Source organism: Sorangium sp. So ce1014 (genome assembly GCF_051521505.1).
Classification (GTDB): Bacteria; Myxococcota_A; Polyangia; order Polyangiales; family Polyangiaceae; genus Sorangium.
In genome coordinates this window covers 10,376,862-10,391,075 of sequence record NZ_CP150356.1, presented here as the reverse complement: position 1 = coordinate 10,391,075, position 14,214 = coordinate 10,376,862, and the positions used below count along the sequence as shown (strand labels likewise).

Genomic DNA, 14,214 nt, shown 5'->3' with positions numbered 1-14,214 from the left:
AGATGATATCGCAATCCGTCCAGGTCGTGCGGTGAAAACTTCCTGAAACGGAGCGTGTCGTTCGGATTCGCTCGATACGCATCTTGCGTTGGATGCGCGGGCGAGCGCGTCGCCGGCGTGCGCCGGAGCGGCGCGGCGCGGCGCTCGTGTCCCTGGAGGTGACTCCATGTAACTGGATGTCAGCCGAGGTGCGCCGGGAGGCGATCAGAGAATATCGAACGGGTAGGCGCGATCGGCATAGGCTCGCACCGCGATGGCCTTGCGCAGCTCGTCGTCGTTCTTCTGGAAGTCCGCGACATGCTGCCTGAGCCGCTTTTGCGCCATGCCGGTGAACACGGTTGTGAGATCGATCTCACGCCGCGCCCCCTCCTCGCCGCGCCGCTCGATGGCCCGGGTCGTACGTGAGATGCACGCGGCCATACAGTAGAGGTCGATGACCATCTCCGCGATGCGGCGCTGCGCATACTGCATCTCGGCGATCTCGCGCCCGTGCTTCCGGAGCATGTCCTCGCTGTGCGTGGCGAGCTCGGCGGTGTAGTCCTCGAAGATCACCGCCTCCCGGCTGAGCAGCGGGTGCGCCTTCGACATCCGCTCGCGCCCGAGCACCGACCGCGCCTTGCGGATCGCGAAGTCGCTGAGCAGGCCGAAGCCCTTGATGGGCTCTCGCATCGCCTTCGCCACGTCCGCGAGCGCCTTGCCCGGGCCGCTCATCCCGGAGAGCGCCATGAAACAGCGCAGGATCTCGTTCGTCCCCTCGAAGATCATGTTGATCCGCGCGTCGCGCAGGTGCCGCTCGTAGGGATAGTCCTGCATGTATCCGATGCCGGCCGCGATCTGGAGCGTCTCGTTGACCACGAACCACAGCGTCTCACTCCCCATGACCTTGCAGATCGCGCTCTCGATGGAGAAGTCCGGGACCTTGGCGTCGACGAGGCTCGCCGTGAGGTAGGTGATGGACTCGAGCGCGTACGTGTGCGCCAGCATCGTCGCGATCTTGTCCTTGATGAGCCCGAAATCACCGATGCTCCGGCCGAACGCGCGCCGCTCCTGGACCCTGTCGAGCGCCAGGCGGATCAGCGTGTTGCACGCGCCCACGCACCCCGCCGAGAGCCCGAGCCGCCCGTTGTTGAGCACCTCGACGGCCACCTTGAAGCCCTTGCCGACGTCGCCGAGCACGTTCTCGCGCGGCACCCTCACGTCGTCGAAGAAGAGCTCCGTCGTCGACGAGCCCCGGATCCCGAGCTTGTGCTCGTCCGGGCCGTTCTTCACGCCCATGCCCCGCTCCACGATGAAGGCCGTGAGCTTCGGCTTGTTCCCCTCCTCGAGCGCGGAGGTCCGGGCGAACACCGTGAAGACATCGGCGATGCCGCCGTTCGTGATCCAGATCTTCGACCCGTTCAGCGTGTAGTACGAGCCGTCGGCCGACACCTCGGCGCGCGTCCTGATCGCCGCCGCGTCGGAGCCGGCGCCCGGCTCCGTCAGCGCGAAGGCCGCCATCCACTCGCCGGTCGCGAGCTTCGGGAGGTAGCGCTGCCGCTGCTCCTCCGTCCCGAAGAGCTGGATCGCCTTGAAGCCGATCGACTGGTGCGCGCCGAGCGTGACGGCGATCGACGCGTCGAGCCCGCCGACCTCCTGCATCACGCGCGCGTACGCCATGTTGCTGAGGTTGACGCCGCCGTGCTCGGACGGGACCTGCAGGCCCATCAGGCCGAGCTTCTTGATCTCGGCCAGGAGGCCGGGGTCGATGGCGTGCTCCCGATCGATCTTGGTGCTGTCGACGCTCGACGCGAAGAACCTCCGCACGCTGTCGAGCATCATCGACGTCGCCTCCCGCTCCTCGGAGGGCAGCTCGGGGTACGGGAAGATGATGTCCTCGGCGATGATGCCGTGGAAGAGGGCCTTCATGAAGCTCTGCTCGATCGTCGGGGGCATCGGACCGTCCTTTCAAGGGGCAGGCCGTCGCGCCTCCGCGCGAGCCGCGCGGCCTGCTCAGTGCGTCTTCTTCGGCGTCCGCACGGACTCCGCTGGGCGCTCGTCCTTCGTGGCCCCCCCGGCGTCGTCTCTGACCGCGGGCGCCGCCGCGGCCGCGCCTCGCGCCGTCGAGGCGGGCGGCGGGGCCGCGCTCCCGTCCCGCCCCACCGCGCCGGACGGCGGCACGGGCGTGGGCGTCGTGGGGCGCGGCGTGGCCGTCGGCGGCGCCGGCGTGTGCCCGGCGCGATCGGCCTCGCGCTGCCACGGGTACTTGATGCGCCCGTGGTACATGTTGACCAGCGTCGACGCCATCCGGCTCGTCATGATGCGCAGGTCCTCGATCGTCAGCCCGGACTGATCGAGCTGGCCGGAAGCGAGCTTCGAGAACATCACGCGCTGGATCATCTCCTCGAACTTCTTGTGCTCGGGGGGCCAGATGGTCCGCGACGCCGCCTCGATGGAGTCGACGAGCATCAGGATCGCCGTCTCCTTCGTCTGCGGCTTCATGCCGGGGTAACGGAAGTGCTCCTGCGTCAGGTCCTTCGGGTTCCCCTGCTCGACGCACTTGTGCCAGAAATACTCGACGACCTGCGTGCCGTGGTGGGTGTACGCGAACTCGACGACGGGCTCGGGGATGTTGCCCTCCCGCAGGATCTTCGTGCCCATCACGACGTGCGCCATGATGGCGTCGGCGCTCACCTCCGGCTCGAGATCCTCGTGCGGCGAGCGCTCGCCGGGCGCGAGGTTCTCGATGAAATACTTGGGCTGCACCGTCTTGCCGAGGTCGTGATAGTAGGCGCCCACGCGCGTCAGCAGGGCGTCGGCGCCGATCGCCGCGGCCGACGCCTCGGCGAGGTTCGCCATCGCGCGCGCGTGCTCCCAGCTGCCCGGCGCCTCCGCCGCCATCTTCTTGAGCAGCGGCTGCTCCAGATCGGTGAGGTCGAGCAGCTTGTCGCGGGGCACGTGCCCCATCGCCCGCTCGGCGACCTCCCTGAGGCCCCGCCCGAGCACACCGACGATCAACCCCCCGCCGATGCAGGCCAGCACGTTCGACCCGAGCCAGCGCTTCAGATCCGCGACGAGGTCGAAGCCGCCCTCGAACAGCACGGTCAGCGCGACGAACCCGATCGCGCCGGCGAGGCCCGCGAGGCTGCCCGCGACGAGCAGCTGCCGCGAGCCCTTGCGCTTGAAGAAGAACATGGTCGCGGCGATGCCGCGCACGAGCAGCACCGACAGGAGGACCACGTCGAACCGGAGCAGCGACGCGGCGATGAACGCGACGCCCACCTCGACGAGGAACGCGGTCCGCCGATCGAACGCGATCGCCACCCAGAGCGGGAGCGCGGCGACGGGCATCCAGAACTCGGGCAGCGCCGTGAAGAGCAGGAGGAGCTTCGCGACGATGAGCGAGCCCGTCATCAGGACGAACATGCCCACCTGCGTGCGCAGCAGCCGCACCCGGTTCTGCCCGAAGCGACGCAGGTAGACCGTCAGCATCAGGCAGACGATGAGGTAGATGACGTACGTGCTCGCGACGCGCGCGCCGAGCCCGGGCTGGCGCATGCGCCGCACCGTCTCGTACGCCATCGCGGCGTCGTGGTCCTCGTTGTGCTCCGAGAGGACCGTGCCGCGCGGCACGATGACGCGCGCGTGCTCGTACGAGAGCGTGAAGCTCCCGTCGTGCGTGTCGCGCACGATCCGCGGCCCGTACGGGACCCGCAGCGTCAACGGCGCGGGCTCGCCCATCTCGGGCGCGAGCGACGGGATCAAGAGCTCGCCCACGCAGAGCACGGCGAAGAGCGCCGCGAAGAGGACGCTCAAGACGAAGCCGGCGAGGGGACCTGCCCGGATACGCGTGCGCAGCATGGAACCGCTCGGTCTCGTCCGCTGGATACAGCTTGAGAAACGGTTGACGGGGCGCGCTCGCGCGTCGCCCCGCCGCCACCGACGGCCGCGGGCGGTCGCCGATGTCAAGGTGTGGGCGGGACCCTAGCAAAGAAGCGCGGCCGAGTCAGCGTCGCGCGGAGCGCGACCCCCGGGCGCCGAATGTCGGCGCCGGCGCGCCGTCCAACGCCGGCGCGCGCCCGCCGGCCACGCCAGCGACGCCGAGCGCGGCGCCGGACCTCCCTCGCGATGTTCCAATTGCTCCCGGTAAACATCGATTCGAGCAGACAATTGCCGTTCGGCGCAAAAGTTGCTACCCACAGGAAATGTCCCCGCTGCGCATGCTGCTCGAACGCCGCGGGAGCCTGGTGATCATGGGGGTACTGAACCGCACGCCGGACTCGTTCTCCGACGGCGGTCGCTTCTTCGCGGATGAAGGGACGGCCCTCGCGCAGATCGATGCGATGCTCTCCGAGGGGGCAGACATGATCGACATCGGCGCGGAGTCGACGCGGCCGGGGGCGCAGCCCGTGGCGGACGACGAGCAGATCGCGCGCATCGGCGGGAGCGTCCGCGACGCGGTGAGGAGGGGGGCCGTCGTCTCCGTCGACACGACCTCTCCCGTCGTCGCGGCGCGCGCGCTCGACGACGGCGCGGCGGTGGTCAACACGATCTCGCTCGACAGCGCGGCAGAGCTCGGCGCGCTCTGCGCGCGCCGCGGGGCGTCGCTCGTGCTCATGCACAGCCGCGGCCCGATGTCGGCGATGGCCGGCTTCTCCGCCTACCCGGACGACGCCTACGGCGATGTCGTCGCCGACGTGGCGCGCGAGTGGTCGCGCGCCGCCGAGCGGGCGCTCGAGGCGGGCCTGCCGAAGGGCGAGCTCGTCCTCGACCCGGGCCTCGGCTTCGCCAAGAACGCGCGGCAGTCGCTCGAGCTGTGCGCCAGGCTGGACGAGCTGTGCGCCCTCGGCTTTCCGGTGCTCGTCGGGCCGAGCCGCAAGTCGTTCCTCGCGCGCGCCGCGGCGGCGGAGGCCTCGGCGCGGGGCGACCGCGCGGGCGCCGCGCTCGCGCCGCCCCCGGAGCGCCTCGGCGGCACCGTCGCTGCCGCGCTCGCTTGCGCCGCGCGCGGCGCCGCGGCGGTGCGCGTCCACGACGTCGGCCCCGTGCGCCAGGCGCTCGACGTGATGCGCGCGATCGAGCGCGCGGGCCCGGGCGACCGCCGCGGCGCCGGCGCACCCCTCACCCAGGGGGCGCGCGGCGATGGTTGATGGGTTCCTCCGCCTCTTCTCGGCGAGGCCGGCGACGCAGGTCATCCGGGACCTCGTCGACATCTTCATCGTCGCCTACGTCGTCTACCGCGCGCTGCTCGTGCTGCGCGGCACCCGCGCGATGCAGATGGGCCTCGGGCTCGGCATCGTCTTCCTCATCTATCTCGGGGCGAAGATCTTCGGCCTGACGACGCTCCTCAACCTCCTCTCGTGGCTGCTCTCGTCGATCATCCTCATCGTGGTCGTCGTCTTTCAGAACGACATCCGCCGCGCCCTCATCCGCGTGGGCGGCAGCAACTGGTTCACGAGCGGCCGCGAGCAGCAGTCGCGGGTCATCGACGAGGTCGTCGCCGCCGCGACCGAGCTCGCCCGTCACCGCATGGGCGCGATCATCGCCTTCGAGCAGGACGCCAACGTGCTGGAGTTCGTCAAGAGCGACGGCATCCACATCGACTCGGTGGTGACCCGGGAGCTGCTCGTCTCGCTCTTCGTCCCCGAGTCGGTGAACAAGCTGCACGACGGCGCGGTGCTGATCCGCGACCTCAAGATCGCGCGCGCCGGCGTCTTCTTCCCGATGCCAGAGACAAAGATCCTCGACGCGAGCCTCGGCTCCCGGCACCGCGCCGCGCTCGGCATCACCGAGGAGACGGACGCGGTCGTGGTCGTGGTCAGCGAGGAGCGCGGCACGATCAGCTTCTGCTTCAGCGGCAACATCGTCTCGAACCTGGACGGCCAGTCGCTGCGGCACGCGCTGCTCGGGCTCTTCGGCCGCTCGTCGCGCAGGCGGCGCTTCGCGAAGAAGGTGGCCCAGAGCGGCCGCACGAGCCTGCCGACGCCGCCGTCGCGCGGCCCCGCGGTGAGCCCCGCGCAAGGCGCCGCCGCGCAGGGGATCGAGCCCGGCAAGCCCGCCGCGGCGAAGCCGGCGCCGATGGAGGCCAAGCCCGCGGCGCCCGTCACGAAGACGTCGTCGATGATCAAGCCGCCCGCCGAGGCCGACGCGCGGCCGGTGGCGCGGATGTCGACCTCCACGCCGATGCGCTCGGGCGCCGAGGCGCGCACGACGCCGGGGTCCAGCGCCGACCTCCGCGCCGCGGCGGGGTCCGGCGCCGACGCGCGGAGCCCGGGGAGCACCACCGCCTCGCAGGACGGGGATCGCCCGTCCGAGCGCGGCCGGCCGGCGCTCGTCGACGCCACCGCGGCGGCCGCGACGGACTCCCCGGTTCCATCGCAGCGCACCTTCGTTCCGACGGGGCAGGTCGCGACGACCGCCGCGTCCAAGGGGAGCGCGGAGGGAATGCCTCCGCGAGATGAGCCATGACGCTCGCCGGCATCCGTGAGGCGCTCCGCTCGGCGCTGCTCGACAACCTCGGCCTCAAGCTGCTCTCGATCACCTTCGCGCTGTGCCTCTACGCCTTCATCCACGGCGCGGAGAACGCGCAGCGCACGTTGTTGCTCAGCGTCGTCTTGATCCTCCCGCCCGAGTCGAGCAACCGGCAGCTCATGACGCAGATCCCGAACGAGGTCGCGATCACGGTGCAGGGCCCGCGGACCCAGCTCGACGACCTGCGCGCCGAGAGCCTCGGGACGCTGCGGCTCGACCTCCGCGACGGCACGGTGACGCGTTACGATCTGGAGCCTTCGGATTTTCACGTGCCCGCGGGGCTGGTGGTCGAGCAGATCTACCCGTCGACGATCGAGCTCAGCTGGGACGACGTGGTCGTGCGGGCCATCCCGGTGCACGTGCCGCGCACGGGGGACGCGGCGCAGGGGTTCCTCGTGAAGGGGATGGTCTCGGTCGAGCCGCCGGCGGTCAACGCCCGCGGCCCGCGCTCGGTGGTCGACGTGATGCAGCTCGCGCGCACCGCGCCGTTCGACATCAGCGGGCTCACGGAGGGCACCTACCAGCGGCAGCTCGCCCTCGATCGGCCGCCGAAGCTCGTGACGTACGACGTCGACAGCGTGATGGCGACGCTCGAGATCGGGCGCGAGCTCGCCACGCGGACCTTCGATCGCAAGGTCGAGGTGGTCGGGATCCCGCGCGCCACGGTCGCGCCGGCGGTGGTGCAGGTGAGGATCACGGGGACGCCGGAGGACGTGAGCGCCGTCAACCCCGACTCGATCATGGCGCGCGTGGAGCCCAAGGCGGCGCAGCTCGACATGAGCCAGCCGGGCAGCGACTTCCTCGACGTGCTCGTCGACGTCCCCCGCGTCACCGCCGAGGTCAACCCGGCGAAGGTCATGGTGAAGTGGTGAGCGCGACGCGCTGACGCTCCGCCCCGGCGGAGGTCAGCGCGGCGGGCATGGGCTCGAGCGGCGCCGCTCGGCGGCTCAGCCGGGCGGCCCCTCGCCGCCGTCGCCCCGGGACAGCCCGAGCTCGCCGAGCAGCGCGCGCAGCTTCTCGGGCCCGCGCTTCGGATCGGCGAGCTTGACGATCGCGTAGCGCTCCTCCTCGGTCAGCGCCGCCAGCCGGTCGAGCGCGGCGTCGTCGAGCGCGCCGTCCGGGCCGAGCCGCTCGCGGAGCCGCGCGCTGACGCTCTCCGCGTCCCAGGCGGCGCGGCGCACCGGCGCGCTCGCGAGGGGGGTGAGGTCGACCCCGGCGCGCACCGCGAAGCCGCGGAGCACGTCGGCGTAGACGGTGAGCTCCTCGTCCGTGTCGACCGGCAGGTGACACAGGGCGAGCCGCTCCGCGCGCGACAGCGCTTGCCATCCCGCGAGCGAGATCTTGAGCTCTGCGAGGTCCAGCTTCCGCCGCACCGAGAGCGGCACACAATCGAGCGAGGCGTGGACCTCGCCCTCGAGCGCGAACTGCCTGTACATACTTCCCTTCTATAGCTGCGGCCCGATCCCGCCGCGAGCCGTGGTTGCGCCTGGGACGCGCGGCGCGGTTTGCGCTAGCCTGCCGCCGTGCGCCGCCTCGGGCTCCTCTCGATGCTGACCGCGCTGCTCGCGCTCGTATCGCCGGTGCGGAGCGCCCACGGTCAGGGCGCCGCGGTCGAGCCGCCGGCGCCCGCGGCGGCCCCCGTGCCGCTCGACCGCGTCGTCGTGCGCTGGCATGCGCCGGAGACGGGCGGCGTGCGTCGCCCTCAGTTCATCTTCGAGCGGGAGCTCGCCTTCGAGGCGCGCATCGAGGCGCTCGCCGATCCCGACGCGGAGCCCGGGCTCTACCGGGACCGGCACGTCCGCGCCGCGCTCGATCGGCACATCGCCGAGACGCTGCTCGCCAGCCTGCCGATCTCGCCGGCGCCGACCTCGGTGGAGGTGGCGCAGCGCGCCGAGGCGGCCCGGTTCGCGCTGGAGCTGCGCGCCCGCGGCCGCGCGCGCCTCCTCGCCGCGGCGGCCGCCGAGGGGGTGAGCTCCGACGAGCTGGACGCGCTGCTGCGCCGCCAGGCGCGCGCGAGCCTGTACCTCGACCGCATGGTCGCGCCGATGCTCGAGCCCAGCGATTTCGAGCTCAAGCTCGTCCTGCGCTCCGGCGCCACGCCGTTCAAGGAGCAGCGCTACGAGGACGTCGCCCCGGCGCTGAAGCGCTGGTACGTGGCACAGCGGCTCGCCCAGGCGCTCGACACGTACTACCAGAACGCGCGGGCCCGGGTGTCCCTGAACATCGTGTCCGCGCGCTGAGCATGCGAGCGCGCGAGTGACGCGTGAGCGAGAGGACGCCGCGTCTACAGAGCGCCTGCAGCGCCTGCGGCGGGTACAGCGCCTGCGGCGGGTACAGCGCCTGCGGCGGGTACAGAGCCCACGGGGCACGGGCCGGGCTGCTCGAAGCAAGCAGGAGCGACAACGCAGGTCGACTCTATCCCTTGAGATCGAGGGACAACGAATCACGGCCTGCCAGAGCCCTTCGACGAGATCGGTTGGAACCGCCTGCTCGACGGCACCGACGTGAGCGTCGCAGTCGCCGGCGCGTGCTGAGCGCCCGGCGCGGCCCGCGACAGGCTCTCCCGGCCAGCGATCCGCGCCAATGCGCCTCGCGCGCCTGGGACCGTGCCTGTCCTCCGAGCGCCCGAGCGCCCGAGCGCCGCTGCCCGCACGCGGCGAACGACATGACGTGTATCGAGGCGACCGCGTAACGCCCTTCCTGGACGAAAACGCGTCCACCCCACGCTGCACTGCAGTCGCGACTGACCCGCTCGCGATCTGCGTCGCGCGCTACGCTGTTACGGCGCATTGCGTTATATTGCGTACCCAGAGCGGGCTTCATCCCGCGGCCGCGCGGCGCCGCCCGGCCCTGCGCACGCGCGCAGGGGCCTCTCGCGGTCGCCGCGCGCGGCGCGCCCGCGATCGTCAATGACGCTCCTCGGCGCCTCGAAACGAAAAACCAAGTTCGAGGTCCCGAAACAATCCGCGCCAGCGCGCTCGACGTGGCTCCGCCGCCGCACGAAAGCCCGCGTCGCCCAGGCGCGCGAATGCAGCCTTCCAGTCCGCATCGCGCGCGCCGCACTCCCCGCAACGCGCGAGGCGCCGCGTAAATTCTTTCGGCAGCGCTTCATCCAGATCGAGCTGCTTTTGGTGCATCGCGTCATCCGACGCCTCGGCTCCTGGCCCAGGAAGCGGCCGAGGTTGGGCTAACACAAGTGATTTCGGTTACTTAATAATAACGCATCGCGGAAGGCAACAAACTGCTGTGGGTGCTTCGGAGACCTTTGACATGAACAGAACGTTCCTGTTAACTGTGCCCCCCGCGAGCCCCACGTGTGTGGCAGCGGGCGGCTCTGTCGCACAGAGCCAACCTTAGATTCTCTTGATAGGCCGCTTCCTCTGCCGCGCTGGCCATCTGGCCAAATCACCTCCCCATCACCACAAGCACACTCCAGAGACATGGATAGGAGCGTCGTTCGATGACATCACTTAAGAGAGACAGGTCGTCGGTTCCCAGCATGCGAATCGCGGGTCGGCGCGCCGCAGTCCGAGCCCTCGGGCTGGTCACCGTCTCCGCTATTTGCCTCACGGCGGCGCCGAAGTCGGCCCACGCCGTGGGCAGCGAGAACTTCGAGTGGCACTGGTACTCACGCCTCGGCATGGCGTGGTCGCTCTACGGGCAGAAGGCCCAGGGCCAGTCGTTGAACCTGCTCGGGTTCGGCATCGGCGGCCGCTACGAAGAGGATGACTACTCCGAGCCGTCGTTCGTCGCGCACGTGGTGAAGGGCGCGACACCGCAGGACTTCTTCGTGAAGTCCGAGATGACCTTCGCCATCTGGCGTCAGCACGGCGGGCAGTTCATGCAGCCGGGCTCGAACGACGGCCAGGCGATCACGATGCAGTTCAACCAGGCCTACATCGAGGCCGGCAACTTCCTCGTCCCGGGCCTCAGCGTCTGGGGCGGCGCGCGCTTCTTCCGCGAGCAGTACGCGCCCATCGGCGACTACTTCTACCTCGACGACCTCAGCGGCCAGGGCGGCGGCATCACGTACGAGAACCTGAAGCTCGCCATCCTCGGGTACCGGCGCTCCGCGGACGAGACTGGCGGCCCCCCCGTCTACAACTTCGCCAACGGAGTCGAGCGCTTCCGCACCATCTTCGCCGGTAACTACAAGTTCGAGTTCGGCGGCGAGGCCAAGCACCACGTCAAGGTCCACGGCGAGTTCCACGTCCTGCCGGCCGCGACGCGCGGGCCGGATCAGGATGCGCCCGACAACGGCAAGGGTGACGTCGGCGGCGTCATCGGCGCGAAGCTCCACCTCGGGCTCGGCCAGGGCAACTGGAGCGATACGTCCGTGCGCTTCGGCACCGGGATCGCCAACGGCGCCGCCGGTGGTGGGAAGACGTACCAGACCTGGGGCGCTCCGAACGACGAAGGCACCTACTCGGGCTCCTTCGCCATCGAGGCCGTCGAGCACGTCGGCTTCCGGGTCGGCGACATCGTCGCCCTCGAAGGCCTCGGCACCTTCCACTACACGAAGGCGGCGTACGAGGCCACGGGCGCCGCGGTCGCCGAGGGCCCCCACGAGAAGCAGATGGACTTCTCGGTCCAGGCGAACGCCACGATCTTCGCGCACAAGAACTTCCACCCCGTCGTCGAGGCCTCGTTCCAGGGGCGCAAGGACGGCGAGCAGGATCTGGGGACCGCGATCAAGCTCTCGGTCGTCCCGACCCTCGTGCCGACGGGCGAGCTGAGCACCGGCGCGCGGCCGCACTTCAAGCTCATCTACACGGCCGCCATCTACAACGAGGCGGCGGTCCTGAACAACCAGTCGCCGTACATCCGCGCCTTCGGCCTCCGCGACGAGTCGGACCCCCTCAACTTCACGACCCGCTCGACCGTCGGCCACTACATCGGCGCGCGCACCGACTGGTACTTCTAGACCGCTCGGCCATCGAAGCGGTCCGCTCCCCTCCGTTCCTTCCGTCCCACCCTCAGGCCAGCGCCCCGGCGCCGCGATCGCGGCGCCGGCGGCGCGCCCTCACGCCGTGTCGCTGCGCGACTCGCTCGCGATCTCCTGCGAGGCGGGCCCGGACTCCTCGTCCGCCGGGCCCTGGGCCTCGTGGTAGTGGTGCGCGAACGACCGCGCCGCGCGGCGCGCCTTCAGGAACTCCGCGAACGCCGTGAGCGTGTCGAGATCCCGCGGGCCGAGCGCCTCGGCGATGTCGCGGAGGTTCTTGCGCAGGCTCTCCACGCTCTTGCCGCGGCGGGGCTCCCGCACCTCCTCGCGCTCGCGCTCGCGCGGCGGCGCCTCGACCGCAGGGGTCGCGGGCGCGGCCGCCTCCGGGCGAGCCGGCGCCTCCGGAACCCAGAGCGGGCGGGGGACCGGGTTCAGCGCGTGGGCGCTCAGCCACGCCTCCATGAAGATGCGCAGCCGCTCGCTCCGGAACGCGAACCAGCGCTCCCGCTCCGGGCCGTAGGACATCAACACATCCTTGAAGCGCCGGAACGCGCCCTTGCCGTCGATCGCCTGGCTGAGCTTCGCCTGGAGCTCCATGTCTTCCACCATCGGGATGTAGCGCTCCATCCACCGGTACTGCTCGCGGGAGCTCACGGGATCGATCCGGAGGTAGTTGGCATCGGCCGCGATGCGCGCGTGCATCTGCGGATCGGCCACGCCGTCGACCACTCGCAGCACGTCGCCCGTGCCGAGGTGCAGGTACGAGTGCACCTCTGGGGCGTTGTTCTCGAAGGCGTCCTCCAGCGCCTCCCAGTCGATCGGGATGTCGCGAACGGCCGTCCCGCCGGCTGAAGCATTCTCGGTAGTCGGCATGTCCTCCTCGTCTCCATCGAAAGCAGCGAGGCGGCGGTGGGCTGGCCGCGCGCCTCGGTTCAAGTGCACCAAGTTTGAACGGAAATGCGCCGTCGTCATAGCACTCTACGCTGGTTGGGGGCTTCTGGGCCTAACTCTCGCAACCTAGGGTTGATTCCTTGATCCGGAAGCCCGTTCGGTCGCCGAGCCGGGGCGCGATGACGGTTCGGGAGCGAGCTTCGGAAGACCTGGTTCAAGCGGAAAACAGCGTGGAAATTCGGAGAATCGGCGCTTCGTCATTCGCGCTGCGAGCGCGCGCGGGCGACGGCGTCGGACCAGCGGCGGAGGTGGGAGGAGCGATCCGCCTCGCTCATCGCGACCTGGAAGCTCTGCCCGACACGGGACATGCGGGCCGAGTCCTCCTTCGTCCGGAAGAGGCCGGCGCCGACGCCGGCGAGCATTGCGGCGCCCCGCGCCGTCGTCTCCAGGTCGGTGGGGCGCTCGATAGCGACGTTCGCCACGTCCGCCTGGAACTGCATGAGCAGGTCGTTCACAGCGGCGCCGCCGTCCACGCGCATCCGGCGCACCGGGTGGCCCAGGTCGTCGGCCATGGCCTGCACGAGATCCGTCACGGAGAGCGCGATTCCCTCGAGCGTCGCGCGGGCGAGGTGCGCCGCGGTCGTGCCGCGCGTCACCCCGGAGATGATCCCGCGGGCGTCCGGATCCCAGTAGGGCGCGCCGAGGCCGGAGAGCGCCGGGACGAACGTGACGCCCTCGCTGGAGGGTACGCTGCGGGCGAGCGCCTCGACCTCCGCCGCGCTCTTGATGAGGCCCAGGCCGTCGCGGAGCCACTGCACCGCGGCCCCGGCGATAAAGGCGCTTCCCTCGAGCGCAAAGACCACCTCGGAGCCGATCTTCCAGCCCACGGAGGTGAGCAGGCCGAAGCGGCTCCGGAGCGGGCGATCGCCGATGTTGGCCAGGACGAAGGCGCCGGTGCCATAGGTGCACTTGGCGTCGCCCGTCGCGAAGCAGGCCTGGCCGAAGAGGGCCGCCTGCTGGTCGCCGGCGATGCCGGCGATCGGGATGCCGTCGGGCAGGTGAGGGAAGCCGCGAGTCGCGGCGACGCGGCCCGCCGAACCGACGATCTCCGGCAGGAGCGGGCGCGGGATCCGGAGCATCGCGAGCATCGCGTCGTCCCAGCTCAGCGACGCGAGGCTCATGAGCAGGGTGCGCGACGCGTTGGTGACGTCGGTCGCGTGCACCGGCGAGCCGCCGGCCACGTCGCCCGAGAGGCGCCAGACGAGGAAGCTGTCGACCGTGCCGAAGCAGAGCTCGCCGCGCTCGGCGCGCGCGCGGGCGCCGGCCACGTTGTCCAGGATCCACTCGAGCTTCGTGCCGCTGAAGTACGGGTCGAGCACGAGGCCGGTCGTCTCCTCGACCGCCTGCTCGTGGCCCGCGGCGCGGAGCTCGGCGCAGCGCGCCGCCGTCCGGCGGTCCTGCCACACGATCGCGCGGTGGATCGGCCGGCCGGTCGCGCGGTCCCAGACGAGCGTCGTCTCGCGCTGGTTCGTGATGCCGATGGCCTTGATCGCGCTGCCGGCCACGCCCGCCGCCCGGAGCGTCTCGCCCACGGCGTCCTGAACGCTCTGCCAGATCTCCTCCGGGTCGTGCTCGACGAGCCCGGGCTCCGGGAAATGCTGGTGAAACTCGCGCGTGGCGCGGGCCACCGTCGCGCCCGCCGTGTCCATGAGGAGGGATGTCGTTCCGGTGGTGCCCTGATCGATCGCGAGGAGGTACGCGGAATCCATGCGGCCGACTAACGCGGCGGCCCGTGGGCGCATAGCCGTTCCAGGCGACACTTCCATACGGATCCCGGCTTGGAATACTGATCATATGAACAGTGTTTGCCGCTGGAG

Annotated in this window: 11 protein-coding genes; 5 read left to right on the top strand and 6 right to left on the bottom strand. The window is 70.7% G+C overall.

Annotation, left to right across the window (positions count from 1 at the left end):
* Positions 1–204: 204 nt before the first annotated feature.
* Both WME75_RS39435 and WME75_RS39430 read right to left on the bottom strand, forming a co-directional pair.
* Positions 205–1,932 (bottom strand): acyl-CoA dehydrogenase family protein, encoded by a 1,728-nt coding sequence (locus WME75_RS39435; RefSeq protein WP_437481763.1) that lies wholly within the window; start codon positions 1,930–1,932, stop codon positions 205–207.
* A 57-nt stretch (positions 1,933–1,989) separates the two neighbouring features.
* Positions 1,990–3,837, bottom strand: coding sequence for an HDIG domain-containing metalloprotein (locus WME75_RS39430; protein ID WP_437481762.1), 1,848 nt, complete (start codon positions 3,835–3,837; stop codon positions 1,990–1,992).
* Between the two features lie 344 nt (positions 3,838–4,181).
* Between WME75_RS39430 and folP the strand changes: the two genes are divergently transcribed.
* From folP to WME75_RS39415, 3 genes are read left to right on the top strand one after another with little or no spacing between them, the layout of a single operon-like run.
* Complete coding sequence (gene folP, locus WME75_RS39425; RefSeq protein ID WP_437481761.1) at positions 4,182–5,123, top strand: dihydropteroate synthase; 942 nt, start codon at positions 4,182–4,184, stop codon at positions 5,121–5,123.
* A complete protein-coding gene (cdaA, locus tag WME75_RS39420; RefSeq protein WP_437481760.1) occupies positions 5,116–6,441 on the top strand; it encodes a diadenylate cyclase CdaA in 1,326 nt (441 codons plus the stop codon). The genes folP and cdaA overlap by 8 nt, the downstream gene beginning before the upstream one ends.
* Entirely contained in the window at positions 6,438–7,376 is a 939-nt protein-coding gene (locus WME75_RS39415; RefSeq protein ID WP_437481759.1) for a CdaR family protein, read from the top strand. The genes cdaA and WME75_RS39415 overlap by 4 nt, the downstream gene beginning before the upstream one ends.
* 75 nt (positions 7,377–7,451) lie before the next feature.
* Here WME75_RS39415 and WME75_RS39410 read toward each other — a convergent pair whose 3' ends face one another.
* The gene (locus tag WME75_RS39410) at positions 7,452–7,940 is read right to left on the bottom strand and encodes a nitrate reductase associated protein (protein WP_437481758.1); all 489 of its coding nucleotides are present in this window, start codon (positions 7,938–7,940) and stop codon (positions 7,452–7,454) included.
* A gap of 87 nt (positions 7,941–8,027) precedes the next feature.
* Between WME75_RS39410 and WME75_RS39405 the strand changes: the two genes are divergently transcribed.
* Positions 8,028–8,744: a hypothetical protein gene (locus WME75_RS39405; protein ID WP_437481757.1), complete on the top strand. Its 717-nt coding sequence runs from the start codon at positions 8,028–8,030 to the stop codon at positions 8,742–8,744.
* 666 nt (positions 8,745–9,410) lie between these two features.
* Here the strand turns inward: WME75_RS39405 and WME75_RS39400 are convergent.
* Positions 9,411–9,641, bottom strand: a complete 231-nt coding sequence (locus WME75_RS39400) for a hypothetical protein (RefSeq protein ID WP_437481756.1) — start codon at positions 9,639–9,641, stop codon at positions 9,411–9,413.
* Between the two features lie 362 nt (positions 9,642–10,003).
* Between WME75_RS39400 and WME75_RS39395 the strand changes: the two genes are divergently transcribed.
* A complete protein-coding gene (locus tag WME75_RS39395; protein WP_437481755.1) occupies positions 10,004–11,428 on the top strand; it encodes a carbohydrate porin in 1,425 nt (474 codons plus the stop codon).
* Between the two features lie 99 nt (positions 11,429–11,527).
* Here the strand turns inward: WME75_RS39395 and WME75_RS39390 are convergent, their stop codons facing one another.
* Both WME75_RS39390 and glpK read right to left on the bottom strand, forming a co-directional pair.
* The gene (locus WME75_RS39390) at positions 11,528–12,319 is read right to left on the bottom strand and encodes a UPF0158 family protein (RefSeq protein ID WP_437481754.1); all 792 of its coding nucleotides are present in this window, start codon (positions 12,317–12,319) and stop codon (positions 11,528–11,530) included.
* Positions 12,320–12,594: 275 nt separating this feature from the next.
* Complete coding sequence (gene glpK, locus WME75_RS39385; protein WP_437481753.1) at positions 12,595–14,106, bottom strand: glycerol kinase GlpK; 1,512 nt, start codon at positions 14,104–14,106, stop codon at positions 12,595–12,597.
* Between the last annotated feature and the right edge of the window lie 108 nt (positions 14,107–14,214).